Genomic DNA, 17,156 nt, shown 5'->3' with positions numbered 1-17,156 from the left:
GGTGTGGCTGCGCTCCCCGCTGGACCTCGCTGCGGCGGGCCACAGCGTGAAGGCCGCGGCACTGACCTCGCTCGGCTTCGGCCACGTCAGCGCGCTCATCGTCTACGCCCACCCCGGTGTGTTCGAGCAGACCGTGTCCCAGCAGCGCGGGTCGGACGCCGCCACCCAGTGGCGTGAGCGCGCCGAGCAGCGCCTGCGTGCTGGCCGCGCCCACTTCGAGGCCGGCATGCTGGGCCGAGCTCCGCTCTTCGAGGTCATCGAAGGTCGCCGCCTCCCGGCCCAGGATGCCAAGGCCGCCGAGATTGCCATGCTTCTCGACGACTCCGCGCGCCTCACCGAGGACGGCACCTACCCCTCCGCCTAAGGCACTAGCCCCTTGTAAGTGCGGCCTGGGGAGTTTCCTTTATTGTGCGGCCTCCAACCGCTCTTTGAAGCTGGTGGCTAGATCGAGAAGATCGACTGAATTATCTGCGGGCCGCTGTTGAGACAGGTTTCGCTGTGCGGCGCGCACAAGCGTTGAGAGCCTTCCGGTGTCGCGGGCCAGTGGGGAAGTGGTAGGCAGTTCTGCCTGCATTACCTGTAGGTGTTTGGCGGCGCTGTTGGCAGCGTCTAGCGCGTACTCGTAGTCTCCAGTATCCCCGTGGGCTTTGATAAACAAGGCGCACAGGTGCGCGCCCTGGGATTCACGAACGATGTCAGTCATTCTATCCCTACTTACTCAAGCCACTTCTGGCTTGGCCCTTTGAGGCTTTCTGAGGCCCGCCATGCAACTACCAAGATAGAAATCTGGAAGAAAATAATCACTGCGTTTGGTGCTCCTCCCACGCTCGAAATAATTCCGCCTACGGTTAAAAGTAGTAGAGCTACGCCCGTTAAAACGCCCCAAGTTGCGCTTCCCCTCCTGGCCAAGAAGAAAATGATAAAGCCCAGTAGCATTATCGGAAAACAAAGGCACATGGTCCACACTTCCAAACTCGCGCCGCTAGCAACTATTTGAAACATGGAGAATAGTGACCCTTGGATCAGCACCAGAGAAAAGTTTCCCAAAGTCTGTGGATTCCATTTATTTCGTCTTTGCCTGTCGTCAGAAGTAGTTGGTTCAACCTGCTCCCTTTTGGTCTGGTTGCCTTGTATTTCTGTCGAGTCCACAAAGAGGGGTGGTTTTCGCCTGTCGAGCATGGTGGTGATGGTGCACAGAATTATGAACGCAAGGGCCCACCAACTACCTGCTCGCGAAGACTGTTCTTGTCCACCGGGAACTGTCTTATTTCCGTCTTCCCGTAGGGGACTATTTTTACTTTGGCTCACAGACCCCAAGGCTACGTCAAACGATTGTTGTCTCTAGCCAGTAAGTGTGGGCGAAACTTTATGCACGTACGGAACGTTGTATGGGCATGACGATTTTAATATTAATTTTCATTTTGGCCGCTGTCGTACTCACCTATATCTTGCACACGCGCCGGAAAGAACGGGAGCGTCGCGAGCAGGAAGAGGCAAGGCGGGAGAAGCGCAACAGAGAGGCGCTTGATAAGTATTGCGAACGTTGGAGAAATCCATACACGGAAAACTAAGCACGTTCCAGACCCGGCCCTCTCCAAAAATGAAAGCATGAGGCACCCCAGGAACTGCAGCACGCGACGAAACAGCCTTTAGGCACGCGCTTAAAACCGGACACCGACTGCGTCAACAAGGCCAACGCCTCACCGATGCCGCAATTATCGATGCCTACGAACACGCCTACAACATCGCACACACCCACGGCGGCGCAGGACGCGACAACGAGATGCCACCCATGTGCGACCGCCAAACCATGCCTAGGAACAAAACTCGGGACACTTCAGGCCTCATGAACAATGCCAGCCACCGTTTCTTCACCCCTTTTTGCCTTCAACCAACGACAACGCGCGCCTAGACCCCAACATTAGACATATTCTTTATGAATGGGGTCCGACAAAAATACACCTAACGAAGAAAACGCACCAGAAGACACTTCCCCGAAAGAACACAATGCACTAGATAGGAAATCCCCTATAGAGAATCATTCCGAACAGGAAAAAGAGGTCGCTCAGAGTACAAGTGGCGCTTGGTTTGCTCGCCTCAAACGTCTTAGCGGCTTTCGGGGACCGATCCTTAAAAGTCAATGGCTCCGCAATGTTGGGGTGTCGCTCTTCGTGACCGCCCTGTTTGCGGGGGCGCAGCTTTGTCTCGCTAATAATCAAGCAAATACGGCAGAGCGGCTCGAAAATCTGCGATACGTTCGCGAGCGATCTCAAGTTACGACGCCAATTGATTTATCACCCCAGTGTCTAAGAACTGGCGAGTTCATACTCACCCCCGAGTCAACAACTACGAATTCCTCCGCAGACGATAAAGACCATTTCACTCCAGAACTGCCTTTTAAAGACTTTGACCTAAAGGGGCAGAACTTGAGCGGGCTTTGGCTTAACTGCGCAAACTTTAGTGAAGCAAACCTCGAAGGAGCAGACTTAAGCAACACATATTTGATAGGCGCAAATCTAAGCGGCGCGAATCTAAGAAACGCAAATCTAAAACACTCGCAGCTTCAGTTAGCGCGACTAGAGAATGCCGATTTGAGCGGTGCAGATCTGAGCGGAGCGAACCTATCGGGAACTCCTACAGACCTTTCGATTCTTGAAACTGCAACTTTGTGCGAGACCACTCTCCCAGAGGACAACCTAGGGCTAACACAGCAACAGAAAGAACGGTTACAAGAATTAGGTGCGACTTTCACTAAGGAAGAAGACGAAGAGCCATAACGCTCACGCCCAAATTGGGTACACCCATCTGTACGCGCTGACCTGCGGCGTTGTGGGTTGTGCCGAGCGTGCTGCCGGAGTCCCTTTCAGTGTCCCTGGGGTAGGAGCGGCCGCATGAAGGTGCGCTCTTACCGCAGGACGCACCCGGACTCGTCTCGAATCCGGTCAGCGGCGATGAAGTCCGGGTGGGTGCCGAACAAGGTGCGGTACTGCTCGTAGGCAGCCAGGCTGGGGAAGCTGAACAGGGATTCCGCACGGTCACTCACACCTTCCGCGGGTAGGTAGTACCCGTGGTGGGTGCCGCCGTGTTCGTCGACATGCCGCATCCAAGCGCGGGCGAACTGTTCAAAGGCTGCGATCTGGTCGGGGTCGATGGTGTAGTGGACGACACAGGTGATCACATCCACAACGCTAGGCCCACAGGCGCTCATTGGGGAGCCTTTGTCTGTGCGCCTCGTGGTGCAGCACACCAATCTGCCTGGTTTACCTGCGGAAATGCGTCAGTTCGCCAAGTTGGCGCCGAGTTCAACGGTGAGAACTCCGACGGCGATGAGGAGGATGCCGAGGGCCATGGTTCGGGTGAGGGGTTCGTGGAAGATGACCCGGGCGAGGATCGCGGTGAGAGCTACGCCGGATGCTGCCCAGATGCCGTAGGCGACGCCAAGGGCCATGCCGTCGGCCAAGGCGAGACTTAAGGCGACGAACGCCACGAGATACCCCGCGATGACGCCGATGAACCATTTCTTCACCCGGCCACCGTCGGAGGCTCGTAGCGACATGGTCGCGACGACTTCGGACAAGATGGCGCCTGCGAGGAAGATCCATCTCATGAGTTGACTCCTGCTTCCTGGGCTGCGGTTTGCTGAGCTTTCTGGGAGCCGAGTTCGACGGTGAGGACACCGCTGATGATCGCAACCATTCCAAGACCCATCACAGCGGTCAGAGGTTCACCGAAAATCGCGGCGGATAGCACGGCGGCGAGCACGACCCCGCTGGCTCCCCAGATGCCATAGGCGACGCCGATCTGCATTCCTTCGCGCAGGCAGAAGGTGAGGAAGACGAAAGTGCCGATGTATCCGGCAGCAACCACGATGTACCAGGATGGGTGATTGAGCGCCGCCTTGAGAGACAGCGTCGCCGCCACTTCGGTAGTGATGGCGCCAGCGAGCAGGAACCACTGCTTCATGGGGTTGTTCCTTCGATCAGGGAGCGAATGCTGGAGACGACGGCTTCGAGATCCGCGCCGTGGAGGGTGGACACACCTGTGGCCTGGGCGCCCCAGAGTCCGTCGGCGGCGAGTCGGGCGGTGGTCAGCCTGGCTCGGGTGGCGGCGTCGAGATCGTCCGGGAGTTCGAGCCAGCGGCCCATCCGCGTAGTCCACGGTTCGGTGAGTTCGGGCCGGTACGTCGCTTGGCCCCAGATGATGAACTCGGCGCGCTTGGCGACCCCGTGGGCGGCGACGTGAAGGTAGCTCAGGAGCCGCTCGGTGGCGTTGGCGTTCTCGAGGGGCTTGCCAAGGGTGGCAGTCATGTCGTTCTCGACGTTGGCCGCAGCGTGGTCGACGATCGCGGCGAGCAGTACGTCGCGGTTGCGGAAGTGATATAGCAATCCCGGTTTGGTGAGCCCGGCCTCGTGGGCCACTGCGTCAAGGGTAATGTCGCCACCCTCCGCTGCGTTCATGACGCGGAGGGCAGCTTCCAGGATCTCGGAGCGCTGACTGGTTCGCATATAGCTAACTTTACCATTTGGTAGGTGAAGCCTTCAACTGCGGGCGCTGGTAGGGGCACCTGGGGTACACCCTAATTTTACTAGCATCCATGCCCGCAAGTTGCATGTAAAATAGGGTAGATTCAGACATTGTTTTACACATGTACAGCAGGACCTAGGCCTTAGATTTACAGAAGGTGGTGAGTGTGGTGTTGTCGCCGGATGGTTTCCATATTGAAAGCCATATTGACGCAGTGCCCGCGTTAGCGCGGGTGAAAAACTGCATGGTGGATTGTCGTCGGGGCAGCAGGCGTTGGGCAGGATTGTGCAATCCTTACTTGCTGACGCTGACGCTCTCGACGGTATTCAGCTTTATGCCCTCTCGGATGCAATCGAGTCGTATCGTGATGCGATCATCGCCCAGGAGAATGCTGCCTTTGACCCCCTGCGGGGCGAAGACTAATGGCCAATGACCCCGGCTCACGCGGGCAGCGGGTGGGCTATATCCGCGTTTCCACGGTGGAGCAGAATAGTCAGCGCCAGAAAGAACTACTCAATGCTTCCGGCAGGATCGACCGATTCTTTGAAGATAAGATTTCTGGCCGCACGAAGACTGAGCGTCCTGGGCTTGGGGAGTGTATGACCTATGTGCGTGACGGTGACGAGCTCGTCGTCTCGTCGATTGATCGCCTCGCCCGATCACTTACGGACCTTCGCGGTATCGTTGATGAGCTCACCGGAAAGGGTGTGACTGTTACTTTCCTGCACGAGCACCTCACGTTTGCGAAAGACACCACGGACCCGCGTGCGGATCTAATGCTCGGCATCCTCGGCAGCTTTGCGGAGTTTGAGCGGGCCATTATTCGTGAGCGCCAGGCGGAGGGGATTGCACTGGCGAAAAAGGCCGGCAAATACAAAGGGCGCAAACCCGCTCTTAGCCCGGGCCAGGTAGCGGAGATTAAGCGGCGCGTTTCGGCAGGGGAGTCGAAAGCAGCACTAGCGCGGGAATTCGGAGTCACCCGCCCTACGGTGTACCGGGCGTTGAAGAACGCATAGATGCGGCGATGGGGGCGGGTGAATATACGCCCCACGGTGCTTGCCACATGGCAGGACATTGACTGTTCCAGGCACGCCTACAGGTAGCCTTACGCACGTTTCCCCTCGTGGGCGGCTTTTACAAGGGTGTCGAAGGCACGCCCCCAGGTCTCGTTAGGGATAACTGCTAACGTTATTTCCGGTTCACAATCACGCCCCGCTACTTACGGTGGGGTGTGGGTGTGACTTCCTCGTCGGTGCGCGGTAAGGCCCGCGCGTGACGTGGGCTGTCCCGCGCGCCCTTTTCAGGCGAGCGGACAACCCTACGACGCAAAAGGGAGGTAGACAATGGGTAAGCACTCATTGGATACACCCGGTCGCAAAAGAAAAGACCTTGACGCCACGAAGCTTATCCGGCTCGATGTGGCAATCAAGGTCATAACACTTGCGACCGTAACAGTGAAGCTCATTGCAGTTATGCTTCACGTGGGTCTTTAAGGCCCGAGGGTCTCAACCGACTGGTACTCGGTTGGGGCCCTTTTTATTGTGCAGCCACAATTCAGGGACGAACCGTGCTGTCGTATTTTAGGCTAATGCGCGCGCGGAGGTTTCGCAATACTCCCACACTAAGCCCGTAGACCCATTTCCTACTGCAATCGGAAAGCTGTGTAGCCGTGTATCGCCTTTTGTGCGCTCGTGAGGTCTCGCTAGCGTGTGGTTTTACCTGCACTTTCTCCGTCTGGGCGACGTTCACCGAATAAAGAGAAAGGGCGCTCCCACCTGTGGGGCGCCCTTATTTGTTCTTTTTAGAAGGGGAGTTTGAGGCCAGGGATAAGACCCGCGAAGGCAGCGCCACCAATGGACAGTGCAATAGTGAGTACTACGCCGATAACACCGGCAATAATCCCAGCGGTGGAAGAACCACCACTAAAAGCAGGGGTAGACTGCTTATCGTCAGCTGCATCCGTTCCGGTATCTACCCCAGGTAGTTGGGGATTTCCCGTTTCCTTCGGAGTGGTTGGTTTGGGCACAACCTTCCTAGCCTGGACACTATTGGTGATGACCTTAGAGGTTCCGTCTGAGAAAGCTACCTTGTAGACAAACTCCCCGTTTCCCTCGACCGGAGGAATAACGGTAAACGTATTTCCTTCCTGCTTTACATTCCAATCTTGCGGCACTTTCAAGAGGGTCACCGAAGCTGTGGAAGGAATATCCAAAACTTTTACGGTAGTAGTCATGCCGACTTCAATAACACCTTTGTCAATAGTCGGATTGTGCTGGAGCTTTTCCGCAGGATGAACAGTGAAAGTATGCGTTACTACCTCAGTCGATCCATCAGGGTATTCGACAGCGAGATCAACAGTTGTTGACACTGTCTTTCCGTAGCGATCAGATTCCGAGAATAGCCAGAGCCAGACTTCCCCGTTCTCAAACACTATGACGGAGAGCTCACCTTCCTCATTACCCCCGCCAGACACGCCCGGATTAAGGGCAGTCAATTTCGTCCCGTAGGGTACCCCTTTAACGGAAATTCTTTCTGTGAGTTTGTCCATTCTGCTCCACTCGGGAAAGGCGGGCTGGAATTGGTCAGCCATGGTCTTCTTCGCGGTGGCGGTCTGAGCCGTAGCGACCGGGGCAGCAACAGCTGTTGCCGAGGCGGTAGAGAGGCAGCATAGAGCAGCGACGAGTGCTCGCTTTTTCATGCGAAATCTCCTTGAGAGAACAGGGGATGGAAGAAGTTTATAGTACCCCGGCATTGCGCTTTTCTTTACTGCTCACCCCCCTAACAACAAGCCCTAGCAGCAAGCCTAGGACGTCCGCTCAGAAGCGGGCCTCCTCGGCTTCTTTCTGCCTGCGCATATATCACTTCGTGATAGTTTTCCCATAAGGCACCGTTTACCTAATTGCGAGACTTCCACGAACCAGGGGTGAAACATGGATATTGAGAAGTTCCTCATCACAGCAGTCGGCGTGCTCAGCGTCGTTTCCCTTGCCGGCTGGCTCTTCGCTGATTACGAGTGGTCAACCAGGGCCACAACGGTTATGGGGTTTGGGTTCCTTATCTCGGCACTGATTAATAAGCGCGGGCAAGACAAGGCTGCGGGCCACCGCCGGGTAACTGAAGAATCTACGCAGTGACAGCGTGCCGGGCACGCAACGTGGAAGGTACGCACTCCCTCGACTTCACAGGTGCCCTATCTGCCAAACTTAGCGCCGATCCACGCGGCAACGCGGGGGCAAGGTTTTGGCGTCTAGGAGCGTTCCCCGGCTAGCTGCTTTCCCCAGGTCCAGTAGCCATGCGGCGATTATTATCGGGACTCATCGGACGCTCTCTTGAAAGAAGCTACTCATGACCCAACCTCCGTATCCGCCGCACGCTCCACCCCCAAGCCCCGGTCCACAGTGGCCGCACCAGTACGGTGTTCCGCAGCAACCGCCTCAACCGCAGCAGCCACAATCCGATGTTCTGGGGATCATCGCCTTCAGCTTGGCGCTGCTCGGATTCGTGTTCACCTGCCTACCCTTCACGTTCCTCATCGACGGACTTGTCATGGTCTCCGCCATCATCTTGGGCTTTACGGGTTTGTTCATGAAAGACCAGAGGAACTTCTGGCCCATCGTCGCGCTCTGCACCGCGGCGGTCGGGGCGGTCCTCGGCTTCATCATTCAGATCGCACTTACCTTCGGCTTGTTTGTGCTGTTTGAGTAGGGTCCTCGTGGGATAACACGTTGACGAGCTCCTCGACGGAACATTTCGATCACGCATAGGCGGGGCCCGGCCCCTAACTATTGAAGTAGCGCTCTCACTATTCAGGCTGTTCCCGCCGCGCATTATCTGAAATCTCACGCGCTCTCTGCTCCAAGCTCTCCTGGGCGCGGGCCTGGGCTTGGGAGGAGCTATCGGCACGCGGCGGGGCTTGGATGAAGCGCTCGGAGTGCATTCCCAGCTGCAGCTCCTTAGCGCGCAGCACCTCGGCATCAATCTTGATGCCGACGATGAGCACCGTGTTCATCAGCCACGTGGCCACGAAGACCGCCATGACGGTACTCAATGCACCATAGGCGCTGGCCGCGGCAAGATACTTCAGGTAAAGGCCTACCAATCCCCAGGACACAACCGTGCCCACGAGCGCCACCACGGAACCGGAGGTAATCCACCTAAAGCGCCCGGGCCGCACGTTGGGGCTGAAGTGATACAGCACCGCGATGAGCGTGAGCACCACAACCACGGTGACTGGGAAGCGCAGCCAGTTCCACACTGGGAGGAAGATTCGCACCAGGTACGTGGCGGCATCTTCTAGTCCTACGTTGCGTGCAAGCGGAATCAGCCCCTCATTAAGAACTGCATCACGCAGCAAGTTGGCAAAGAGCACGATGACCGCGCCCACCACAATGACTGCTGTCAACCCCCACATCAGCGCCCACGTGCGGATGATGCCCCGGCCCTCCACCCGGCCGTACACGGTATTAGCCGTGCGCGAGAAGGCCCGCACATACGCCGACGCAGAAAACAACGAAATGGCCAGGGAGATGACCAGTGCCAACGTGCCCTGCGCGCTGGAGCCGATAATCGTGCCGACTACTGTATGGGCCTGCTCAGAAAGCGAACCTGGGACGTACTGCTCAATGAACTCAGAAGTCAGCTGCTCCACTTCCGCTTGGCGGGAGGAAAAGATGAGCGTGGCAATGGAGTAGGCGGCCAGCACTGTTGGCGCAAAAGCCATGAGCGTGAAGTATGTCATCCCGGCGGCGCGGTCCATGAAGGCATCGTGGAAGAAGTCATTCCACGTGCGCCGGATGATCAACCCCCAGCTTTCCTTGCGCAGGCGATTACCTTTGGCGAGGGGATTGTGTTCTTCATCGTGGCCCTGGACCTCAAGGATGGTCGGGCCCTTAAACGGCACGATTGTCTCTGGCTCCTCGGCCGACGTAGCGTTGCCTCGGGTCTCCTCTTCGCTCATATCTGACCAGCGTATGCGGCACAGCCCGCATTCAGGGGAAGGACACTCAGGCCACAGGCTAAGCCGTGGTTACACTGGGGAGGCATGACTGAGAAGAATACCGAGAACAAAATCAACGTAAAGTCCTTCGAACTCGATCACCGGCTTGTCGACGCCCCCTATATCCGCGTCGCCGACCGCACCGACCTGGGAGGCGGGGTCGAGATTATCAAGTATGACCTGCGCTTCTGCCAGCCCAACAAAGAGCACCTCGGTACCGAGGCACTGCACTCGGTCGAGCACATGATGGCCAACTTCATGCGTAACTACACCGACAAGCTCATCGGCTTTGCCCCAATGGGTTGCCGCACCGGCTTCTACGCCATCACCAACGGCATGGAGCAGGATGAGCTGCTCCGCGCTGTCGAGGGCGCGCTCAATGACATCCTCAATGCCACCGAGGTTCCCGCCGCCAACGAGGTGCAGTGCGGCTGGGGCGCCCACCACTCACTTGAGGGCGCGCAGGAGGCCGCACGCAACTTCCTCGCAGCCAAGGATGAGTGGCTTAACGTCATGGCCTAGCTGCTCAGCCACTCCACTTCTTCTTAAATGCTCACCCCTAGCCAGATGGGCTCCGGCTCCAGAGTCACGCCGAAGGCCTTCTGCACCCCGGCGCGGATATCGCGGGCCAACGCAACGATATCGTCCGCAGTGGCCTCACCGCGGTTGGTCAGCGCCAGGGTGTGCTTGGTGGACAGCGTTGCCTTCGCACCCGACTCTTCACCTGGGTAGCCCTTGGCAAAGCCGGCGCGCTCGATGAGCCACGCGGCGGAAAGTTTTTCCTTATCTTCTCCAGATACGGTGGATAGCACCGCATGTCGGGGCATGCGGTCGGCATCCTCGTCGCCGCGGGCGGCGCGGACGGTGGCTTGGATGGAATCGGCAAGCTCGGGCTCGACGATGGGGTTGGTAAAGAAGGAGCCGGCAGACCAGGTGTCGTGGTCTTCTGGGTCGAGCACCATGCCCTTGCCACGGCGCAGCTTCAGTACTTCCTCGCGGACTTCCGTGACCGGGCGGCGCTCACCGGGGTTCTGAGTGAGCTGGCCAAAGCGCAAGGGCTTGGACAGGCCGTCGGTGGTCAGCTGGAGCTCAATAGCCAGCACCACGCCGCGCCCGGTGAACTTCAGGTTGGAGTAACGGTAGGCCAGCTCTAATTCTTCCGCCGGTACCCACTGTGCGGTCCGGGTGGCGCGCTCGTAGAGGTAAACCTGCGTGAGGACATCGGAGGTCTCTGCGCCATAAGCGCCGACATTCTGCACCGGCACGGCACCCGCATTGCCCGGGATGCCGGAAAGACACTCGATGCCGCCCAGGCCGCAGTCCACGGTCAGGGCCACCACGTCATCCCACACCGCGCCCGCATCAGCGCGCACGAGTCCGTTGGCCACGGTGACGTCGATGTCCTCGAAATCGAGGCTGACCACCACGACATCGAGCTGACCTTCCGCCACCACAAGGTTGGAGCCGCCGCCGACGACGAGGTAGTCCTGGGAGGCGTCGTCAAGCGCTGCCAACGCAGCAATGGCAGCCTCAGCACTGTCGCAGCGCACCGTCACCAGCGGGGCACCGCCGATGCGCAACGTCGTGAGATCGGCGAAGGTGGTCTCGGAATCCAGCGTGACTCCGTCAATGTCAGCGAGGGTCAGGAATTTATCTAGCACGTCTACCAAGGTAGTCTGTAACTCATGTCAACCCGTAGCGAAAACACCGTTATCATCAACCAGCCCATCGATAAGGTGCACAAGGCACTGACCACTCAGGAGTACTGGGACTTCATCGTGGCCAAGCTGTCCCCGGAACCGGGTACCGTGCACGAGTTCACCGGCAACACCGCTGTGCTCTACGAAATTCTTCCGACCTCCCTCCTACCGGAGGCTGTTCGCGCCATGGTCTCCCAGGACCTGAAGGAAAAGCGCACCGTGACCATCGGCGAGGTTGTCGATGATCAGATGTCCGTCTCCTTCCTCGCTGACGTCAAGGGCACCCCGGTCGACTTCAAGGGTGACATCACCTACAAGGCCCAGGATGAGACCACCGTTCTGGATTACGTCACCGAGGTTTCCGTCAACATCCCGATGATGGGCGCTGCCATCGAGCCGAAGGTCGCTGAGGCTCTGCAGGAGCTCTACACCAACGAGGGCAAGCTCACCGAAGAGTGGATCTCCAACAACCTCTAAACAACTCCCTACACCACAGTTGTTGCCATGGCCGATCACGCGCATAACCTGAAGGCTCAGGAAAGCGCTGGTCGGCCTTTTGGCGTTATTACCCGCGGCACCACCAATCCCAACCGCCTGCGCCGCTGCGATCGCTGGATGGTGGCGCACCCGGAGATCTCTTCGCTACTGCGCTCCACGGATGATCCGCTGGCTCTCGACGTCGGCTACGGCGCCTCCCACACCACCACGGTGGAGTGGGCCGGCTGGCTGCGCGGTGTTAACCCGAGTACTCGGGTAACGGGCCTGGAGATTTCCCCCGAGCGCGTCCTGCCGCCGCGCGATGGCGTGACCTTTGAGCTCGGCGGGTTTGAGCTCGCTGGCTACCGCCCGCACCTGGTGCGCGCCTTCAACGTGCTGCGCCAGTATGACGTCGACCAAGTGGAGAAGGCCTGGAACACGGTGACCTCGCGTCTTGCTCCAGGCGGCTTCTTCGTGGAGGGAACCTGCGACGAGCTGGGGCGCAGGGCAGCCTGGGTGCTTCTCGATGCCTCCGGCCCGCGCACCCTAACCCTCGCCTGGGATCCCTTCGACGTTCAGCGTCCCAGCGATATCGCGGAGCGCTTGCCCAAAATCCTCATCCACCGCAACGTGCCGGGTGAGCCAATCCATGAGCTCTTGCAAGCGGCCGATGCCGCCTGGGACCGCGCCGCCGGCTGGTCTCCTTATGGACCGCGGGTGCGCTGGCGCATGGCGCGTAAAGAACTCCGACAGACAGTGCCCATCCATCCGGTGAACCGCCGCCTGCGGGATAACGTGCTCACAGTGGATTGGGAACTCGTAGTTGGCCAACTTTAAGCCCGTGCGCCACACTAGTAGTCATGGCTTCTTCTAAATCTCCCGCCTCAACGGCCTGGAAAATTTTCATCGGCGTGCTCGTTGCACTCCTGCTCATCATCTTGGTAGCTGAGCTCGGTATACGCTGGTTCTTGGGCTCACAGATGAAGAGCGAATTCACCCAGTCCGCCAAGGAGCAAGGCGTGGAGACCTCCGAGGAACCGGAGGTGAGCTTTGGTGCCAGCCCCATGGTCTTTGGCATGCTCAACGGCAAGATTCCGCAGATGGATATGAAGACCCCGTCCACGCTACAGATTGAGGGCACTAACATCATCGGCCAACCGGCCGCTGATATTCACGTCGAAGACATGACGCTGTCCCAGGAGCCGGTCGCGGGCACGCTGCGGGCTTCGACGACGGTCCCGGATCAATTCCTACTGGCCAGCTTCCAAAAGGCTATTGCTGAGCAGTCCGGCTATGACGCGCTGGGCAACCTCGTGGTGACCGCGATTACCGCCAACGATGCCGAGGATGACCTCGAAGTGGAATTTGCCGGTGGCCTGGCCACGCTCTCGCTCAAGCCGGAAGCTCGCGACGGCAAGCTCGCCATCGATGCGAAGGAAGCATCGCTCTTCGGCTTCGACCTGCCCGAGCAGGCCACCTCCGCGATTTCGAATGCCTTGGCCGAAGGCATGGAGGAACAGCTCGCGGGCCAGCAGCTGACCTTCGAATCCGTGGATGTTGGGGCTGGCGAACTCACGCTCACCCTCATTGGCCACGACGTTCCGATGAGCGAGCTCGATTCCGCTACCGCACCAGCACAGCAGGCACCGGCTAATTAAGACCTAAGACTCTCCACGGAGAGTTGCGTATCCAGGGCTTCGTCGTCTGAAACGACGGAGCCCGTTTCAATGAGGCACTGATAACCTGCCTGTTCGGCAGCACGCAGATACTCCGCCACCGGCAGAGCTGGATGCTCAGGAAGAATGAGACCCAAGCGCACGGGCAGCGGGCAGGCCTCGCGGAGGGTGACGAGCTCGGAGAGGAGCGAGGTGGCATCCCCTAGCAGCGCATCCACCGCAACCCACACCTCGGCCGCACCTGATTGCACGGCCAGCCGCGCTTCTGCCGCCTTCACCAAAGAGTGGTGGCGCCCGGTGGGATAGCCGGCAACTGCAATGACGTGCTCGGCGCCCTCGGCGGCAATCACATGGTGCGGGGAAACAAGCACTCGCTGCTGCCCCGCGGACTGAGTTCGCACCTCCTCCAGGGAGGCCTCAAGCAGGTTCAGCATTAGTAGGAATAATCGCCGTTGATGATGGCCTTGAGCTGCGGGCGCACATCGAACCAGTAGATACCTGTGATGATGGCGCCAATCCAGCTAACAAAAGGCAGCGGCAGGTTCATCACCAGGGCGGAACCGACGAGCAGCCCGACCCATACCCACTTGTTCTGGCGGTCACCGGCGCGGAAGGCGTCCTCCCGCGTCATCGCTGCCAGGACGGCACCAAAGAGGGCGAAGAGGGATACCGCCATGAAAATGTACTGCGGTATCGACGCAATGGTGTTAAGAAAAGTGTGCATCAAGAAAGACTAACTAGTTCTCGTCAACTACTTCGCCGTCAATGACATCGTCATTCGGCTTCGGGGCATAAGGGTTGCGCGGGCTTTGCGGCTCCTGCGGCTGCTGGGCATGCTTGCCCTCCGCGCGCTGCTCCTTGGCATTGTTGATAGCGCCCTGCACCCCCTCACGGGTCTCGGTGAAAGCAGTGTTGAAATCCTCACGGGCCTTCTCGAAGGACTCCGAGTTGCGGGTCTCACGCGCTGCGGAGGACACGGACTCCCCCAGGTTCTTCGCCGTGGAGGTCACGCGGTCGAAGAAGGACTCCTCCTTCGCAGTGCCATCACCCATGCCCGCCTCATCGGCGGCGCGGGCAATGCGATCCGCCTGCGCGCTCTGGGCTTGGTTCTGGCGCTCCTCCTTGAAACGGCCACCAAAATCCTTGGCCACATCAAAAGCAGAGGAACCGGCATTCTTGATTGAGTCAAATACGGACATGGTCGTCACTCCTTGTTAGACGCCAAAAAGCAGATGATTAACAGTGTAGATAACCAACCCAGCCAGTGCACCCACGACCGTGCCGTTAAGGCGAATGAACTGCAGGTCCTTGCCCACCATGAGCTCGATATTCTCGGAAGCCTCCTGGGCATCCCAGCGCTTAATGGTCTCTGGAATAATCGCGATGATCTCCGGTGCAAATTTCTCCACCGCGTAGCGCGCGGCCTTGTCCACCAGCTCGTTGGCCTGGGCCAGGAACTCCGAATCCTCCAGCAAGCGGTGCGCCAATTCCTTCACCTTGGCGGTGATCTTCTGACGCAGGAAGGACTCTGGGTCGGTGAGCTGCTCAATGAGCGTAGATGAGACCGTCGCCCACATCGCCGCCGGTGCCTTCTGTGCCTGCTCCGAGGCCAGCATCTCCTGCTTAATTCCCTCGATGCGCCCGCGCATGTCCTCATCCCACTGCAGGTCCGAGGCCAGCTTGGATAGGTTGCGGCGAATGGCCAGGCGGGCCTCGTGGTTGCCGTTGCGGCGCACCTCATCGGCGAATTCCACGAGCTCTGCATAGACCTTCTCCCCCACCATCTCGCGGGCAAAGCGCGGCGCCCAGCCGGGCATGCGCTCATCAATGGCGGTGACCACCGTGGATTCCATGCCGAGGATCTTGCCGTGTGCCCAGTCAATGAGGTCATCCTCCAGCGGCCGTGCCTTGCCTTCCGCGATATAGCCCTCCAGCAGGCGTCCCAGCGGCGGCCCCCACTCCGGCTCTGCCAGACGGTCCATGACTTGGGTGCGGATGAACTGCTCTGCCTCCGCCGGGTCGAGGTCTGCGACCACGCTGGCTGCGCGCTCACCAATCCACGCGGAGACCTCCTCCGCCCGCCCAGGCTCCACGCCCTGACGCGCCAGCCACAGCGGTATCTCCGCCTCCCGCACCTTGGCGCTGAGCGCATCCGCGGTGAGGAAATTCTCCTCCACGAAATCCTTGAGCGCATCACCCACGCGGTCCTTGTTGTTGGGGATAAGCGCGGTGTGCGGGATGGGTAGCCCCATGGGGCGGCGGAACAGCGCGGTCACCGCGAACCAGTCCGCCAGTCCACCGACCATTCCTGCCTCCGCCGCCGCGCGCACGTAGCCCACCCAGACGGGAGCCCCGCTTGCCGACGCCTGCCACCACGAGCACCCCAAAAAGATCACCGCCGCAGCAATCAGGAAAGACAGCGCAATCGCCTTCCAGCGGCGCAGGTCCGCCCGGCGCGCCTCCTGGTTTCCTGGCTGCGGCACAAACGACGTCTGCGACGCCGACGTTTCCCGAGCCGGCTCAAGCCCTGCGTCTGCGCGGTGCGTCATGGGTTGGTTCTCCTTGGTGGGGGTAAACGAGGCTTCGTGATGGATAGCGAATCCATCAATCAACATTAGCGTGCGTAACGGACACACTCGATAGCCAGCAACACTAAGATCAACTCCTAGCTTTATGAATGCCAGCCTGCCGAGGGCCCGTTGGTGGTGCCGTAGATGAACCGTCCGGGGACCTGAATCGCTTTCAGCGCCCGGTAGCAGGTCGGGTCGGGGTATCCTTCGACATTCTTCTTCGGTATTCTGATATCAAGAAGCACAGTGGTGGTCATCTGGCGTCCTTGCCTTCACGCTCGATCACCGGCAGCAGGCCACGGGTGTTCTTCGACAGGCCATAGATGAACAGGCGGCCTTTCTGCGTCCAGTACATGTGGGTGTGGGTCTTTCCCTCGTCGTACTCGTGCGTCTTGGATTGGGTGTACCCCTGCTCAGCAAACTTAGCGTAGAGGAACCAGCGCCCGGACTGGTGAAACTGCACCTGCTCCTCGCGCAGAATCTGGTTGAGCTTCTTCGCCGACAGGCCGTAGTCCTTGGCGATCTCGGTAGTGGTGATCAGCGACGACGACGCCAGCACCACGTCGTAATAGGACACCTTCGGTGCCGCCCTCAACAGGGCTTGTTCGGCGGCAAGTCGCTTGGAGGAGACGATCAGCCGGTTACAGGTCGCCTTCGCTGATGAACCTGACCTGCTGGATGCCACCAGCCGTTTCAAGAGGGTAGTGACTCACGACCCCTTGCAGTGACGCGCCAGGGCATCTTTCGTGTTGGCGTAGCCGAGGGCGGTGGCCACGTCCTTGCCGTAGAACAGGACCTGCCCGCCCGAGGTGATGGTTCGGATCGTACCGAACTCGTGGTTGGTGAACGCATGTAGCGTGGTAGCCATGACCTGCTCCTTTTCTGAGAGCCGGGTAGACAATCGCAGGCGCGGGGTGCGCCAGGCTCTCATCTATCAGGCACGGCAGGCACCGAAACCGGACACGGTGTGAGGAAGGCTCTCGCCCATACGCCCCCGATCCCCGACAAATCCGGACGGGTCAGAGGGCACACTGGTGTGTGAACCTACCGATGGCTCCGTGGCCCGTGCTCTTGCTTCGGCGTCATCAACCAGGTAACCTCGTAGTCAACATGACCGGTTCCGCTGCCCGCCTCGGTGGGAGTCCAGGGCCGGTCTTTGTTTTCGTATCAAACAGGGGTGCGCGTGGGCTTAAGGGACATTTTGTGTGGATTT

24 protein-coding genes and 2 pseudogenes are annotated in these 17,156 nt (G+C 59.1%); 11 read left to right on the top strand and 15 right to left on the bottom strand.

The annotated features are described in order from the left end of the window. Nucleotides 1-364, top strand: a 364-nt coding sequence (locus HMPREF2943_RS05405) for a hypothetical protein (protein WP_168166180.1), incomplete at its 5' end; no start/stop codon positions are given. Nucleotides 365-403: 39 nt separating this feature from the next. Here the strand turns inward: HMPREF2943_RS05405 and HMPREF2943_RS05400 are convergent. Together HMPREF2943_RS05400 and HMPREF2943_RS12370 are read right to left on the bottom strand one after the other, a co-directional pair. After that, on the bottom strand, nt 404-703 hold the full coding sequence (locus tag HMPREF2943_RS05400; protein ID WP_239663605.1) for a hypothetical protein: 300 nt from the start codon (nt 701-703) through the stop codon (nt 404-406). Between the two features lie 11 nt (nt 704-714). Beyond that, nucleotides 715-1,308 carry a hypothetical protein gene (locus tag HMPREF2943_RS12370; RefSeq protein ID WP_141750587.1) on the bottom strand — a complete coding sequence of 198 codons (594 nt, stop codon included), beginning with the start codon at nt 1,306-1,308 and terminating at the stop codon, nt 715-717. Between the two features lie 307 nt (nt 1,309-1,615). Between HMPREF2943_RS12370 and HMPREF2943_RS12645 the strand changes: the two are divergent. Beyond that, nucleotides 1,616-1,819 (top strand): annotated as a pseudogene (locus HMPREF2943_RS12645) (RepA protein); the annotation flags it as partial. Nucleotides 1,820-1,940: 121 nt separating this feature from the next. Further along, complete coding sequence (locus tag HMPREF2943_RS12155) at nt 1,941-2,777, top strand: pentapeptide repeat-containing protein (RefSeq protein ID WP_080975052.1); 837 nt, start codon at nt 1,941-1,943, stop codon at nt 2,775-2,777. Nucleotides 2,778-2,905: 128 nt separating this feature from the next. On the opposite strand, the gene HMPREF2943_RS05385 is transcribed toward HMPREF2943_RS12155, so the two are convergent. The 4 genes from HMPREF2943_RS05385 to HMPREF2943_RS05370 all read right to left on the bottom strand — a co-directional run bounded on the left by HMPREF2943_RS05385 (nt 2,906) and on the right by HMPREF2943_RS05370 (nt 4,505). Further along, on the bottom strand, nt 2,906-3,178 hold the full coding sequence (locus HMPREF2943_RS05385) for an NIPSNAP family protein (protein ID WP_232748458.1): 273 nt from the start codon (nt 3,176-3,178) through the stop codon (nt 2,906-2,908). A gap of 99 nt (nt 3,179-3,277) precedes the next feature. Next, nucleotides 3,278-3,607 (bottom strand): DMT family transporter, encoded by a 330-nt coding sequence (locus tag HMPREF2943_RS05380; RefSeq protein WP_003849969.1) that lies wholly within the window; start codon nt 3,605-3,607, stop codon nt 3,278-3,280. Next, entirely contained in the window at nt 3,604-3,963 is a 360-nt protein-coding gene (locus tag HMPREF2943_RS05375) for a DMT family transporter (protein ID WP_048733039.1), read from the bottom strand. The genes HMPREF2943_RS05380 and HMPREF2943_RS05375 overlap by 4 nt, the downstream gene beginning before the upstream one ends. Next, nucleotides 3,960-4,505 carry a TetR/AcrR family transcriptional regulator gene (locus tag HMPREF2943_RS05370; protein ID WP_070711014.1) on the bottom strand — a complete coding sequence of 182 codons (546 nt, stop codon included), beginning with the start codon at nt 4,503-4,505 and terminating at the stop codon, nt 3,960-3,962. The genes HMPREF2943_RS05375 and HMPREF2943_RS05370 overlap by 4 nt, the downstream gene beginning before the upstream one ends. Before the next feature lie 304 nt (nt 4,506-4,809). Between HMPREF2943_RS05370 and HMPREF2943_RS12490 the strand changes: the two genes are divergently transcribed. Next, complete coding sequence (locus HMPREF2943_RS12490) at nt 4,810-4,947, top strand: hypothetical protein (protein WP_168163687.1); 138 nt, start codon at nt 4,810-4,812, stop codon at nt 4,945-4,947. Beyond that, complete coding sequence (locus HMPREF2943_RS05365; RefSeq protein ID WP_049154456.1) at nt 4,947-5,540, top strand: recombinase family protein; 594 nt, start codon at nt 4,947-4,949, stop codon at nt 5,538-5,540. Before HMPREF2943_RS12490 ends, HMPREF2943_RS05365 begins: the two co-directional genes overlap by 1 nt. 785 nt (nt 5,541-6,325) lie before the next feature. Here the strand turns inward: HMPREF2943_RS05365 and HMPREF2943_RS05360 are convergent. Next, nucleotides 6,326-7,222 (bottom strand): hypothetical protein, encoded by an 897-nt coding sequence (locus tag HMPREF2943_RS05360; RefSeq protein WP_049154454.1) that lies wholly within the window; start codon nt 7,220-7,222, stop codon nt 6,326-6,328. A gap of 232 nt (nt 7,223-7,454) precedes the next feature. On the opposite strand from HMPREF2943_RS05360, the gene HMPREF2943_RS05355 reads away from it, so the two are divergent. Together HMPREF2943_RS05355 and HMPREF2943_RS05350 are read left to right on the top strand one after the other, a co-directional pair. Then, a complete protein-coding gene (locus tag HMPREF2943_RS05355) occupies nt 7,455-7,658 on the top strand; it encodes a hypothetical protein (RefSeq protein ID WP_049154451.1) in 204 nt (67 codons plus the stop codon). A 211-nt stretch (nt 7,659-7,869) separates the two neighbouring features. Beyond that, the gene (locus HMPREF2943_RS05350) at nt 7,870-8,229 is read left to right on the top strand and encodes a hypothetical protein (protein ID WP_049154449.1); all 360 of its coding nucleotides are present in this window, start codon (nt 7,870-7,872) and stop codon (nt 8,227-8,229) included. A 97-nt stretch (nt 8,230-8,326) separates the two neighbouring features. On the opposite strand, the gene HMPREF2943_RS05345 is transcribed toward HMPREF2943_RS05350, so the two are convergent. Further along, complete coding sequence (locus HMPREF2943_RS05345) at nt 8,327-9,481, bottom strand: YihY/virulence factor BrkB family protein (RefSeq protein WP_049154448.1); 1,155 nt, start codon at nt 9,479-9,481, stop codon at nt 8,327-8,329. Nucleotides 9,482-9,565: 84 nt separating this feature from the next. On the opposite strand from HMPREF2943_RS05345, the gene HMPREF2943_RS05340 reads away from it, so the two are divergent. Next, on the top strand, nt 9,566-10,042 hold the full coding sequence (locus HMPREF2943_RS05340) for an S-ribosylhomocysteine lyase (protein WP_049154446.1): 477 nt from the start codon (nt 9,566-9,568) through the stop codon (nt 10,040-10,042). Between the two features lie 23 nt (nt 10,043-10,065). Here HMPREF2943_RS05340 and HMPREF2943_RS05335 read toward each other — a convergent pair whose 3' ends face one another. After that, nucleotides 10,066-11,181 (bottom strand): UDP-N-acetylmuramate dehydrogenase, encoded by a 1,116-nt coding sequence (locus tag HMPREF2943_RS05335; RefSeq protein ID WP_070711013.1) that lies wholly within the window; start codon nt 11,179-11,181, stop codon nt 10,066-10,068. 24 nt (nt 11,182-11,205) lie between these two features. On the opposite strand from HMPREF2943_RS05335, the gene HMPREF2943_RS05330 reads away from it, so the two are divergent. Genes HMPREF2943_RS05330 through HMPREF2943_RS05320 form a run of 3 tightly spaced genes read left to right on the top strand, consistent with a single transcriptional unit; the run spans nt 11,206 to nt 13,355 of the window. After that, complete coding sequence (locus tag HMPREF2943_RS05330; protein ID WP_070711012.1) at nt 11,206-11,697, top strand: DUF2505 domain-containing protein; 492 nt, start codon at nt 11,206-11,208, stop codon at nt 11,695-11,697. Between the two features lie 27 nt (nt 11,698-11,724). Beyond that, nucleotides 11,725-12,534, top strand: a complete 810-nt coding sequence (locus HMPREF2943_RS05325; protein ID WP_070711011.1) for a class I SAM-dependent methyltransferase — start codon at nt 11,725-11,727, stop codon at nt 12,532-12,534. A gap of 23 nt (nt 12,535-12,557) precedes the next feature. Further along, nucleotides 12,558-13,355, top strand: coding sequence for an LmeA family phospholipid-binding protein (locus HMPREF2943_RS05320; RefSeq protein ID WP_070443995.1), 798 nt, complete (start codon nt 12,558-12,560; stop codon nt 13,353-13,355). On the opposite strand, the gene HMPREF2943_RS05315 is transcribed toward HMPREF2943_RS05320, so the two are convergent. From HMPREF2943_RS05315 to HMPREF2943_RS12640, 6 genes and pseudogenes are all read right to left on the bottom strand, one after another. Continuing rightward, nucleotides 13,352-13,807, bottom strand: coding sequence for a deoxyribose-phosphate aldolase (locus HMPREF2943_RS05315; protein ID WP_070711010.1), 456 nt, complete (start codon nt 13,805-13,807; stop codon nt 13,352-13,354). The genes HMPREF2943_RS05320 and HMPREF2943_RS05315 overlap by 4 nt on opposite strands. Then, nucleotides 13,807-14,097 carry a DUF2516 family protein gene (locus HMPREF2943_RS05310; protein WP_070711009.1) on the bottom strand — a complete coding sequence of 97 codons (291 nt, stop codon included), beginning with the start codon at nt 14,095-14,097 and terminating at the stop codon, nt 13,807-13,809. The genes HMPREF2943_RS05315 and HMPREF2943_RS05310 overlap by 1 nt, the downstream gene beginning before the upstream one ends. Before the next feature lie 13 nt (nt 14,098-14,110). Next, nucleotides 14,111-14,572: a CGLAU_01105 family protein gene (locus HMPREF2943_RS05305; protein ID WP_070711008.1), complete on the bottom strand. Its 462-nt coding sequence runs from the start codon at nt 14,570-14,572 to the stop codon at nt 14,111-14,113. 15 nt (nt 14,573-14,587) lie between these two features. Further along, a complete protein-coding gene (locus HMPREF2943_RS05300) occupies nt 14,588-15,922 on the bottom strand; it encodes a DUF445 domain-containing protein (protein ID WP_070711007.1) in 1,335 nt (444 codons plus the stop codon). Between the two features lie 122 nt (nt 15,923-16,044). Further along, entirely contained in the window at nt 16,045-16,200 is a 156-nt protein-coding gene (locus tag HMPREF2943_RS12570) for a hypothetical protein (RefSeq protein WP_210384666.1), read from the bottom strand. A gap of 8 nt (nt 16,201-16,208) precedes the next feature. Further along, nucleotides 16,209-16,811: pseudogene (locus tag HMPREF2943_RS12640) on the bottom strand (phage antirepressor); the annotation flags it as partial. Nucleotides 16,812-17,156 lie beyond the last annotated feature (345 nt).

Source organism: Corynebacterium sp. HMSC072D12, from assembly GCF_001813925.1.
Lineage (GTDB): Bacteria > Actinomycetota > Actinomycetes > Mycobacteriales > Mycobacteriaceae > Corynebacterium > Corynebacterium aurimucosum.
This window is presented reverse-complemented; position numbering and strand designations above follow the sequence as displayed.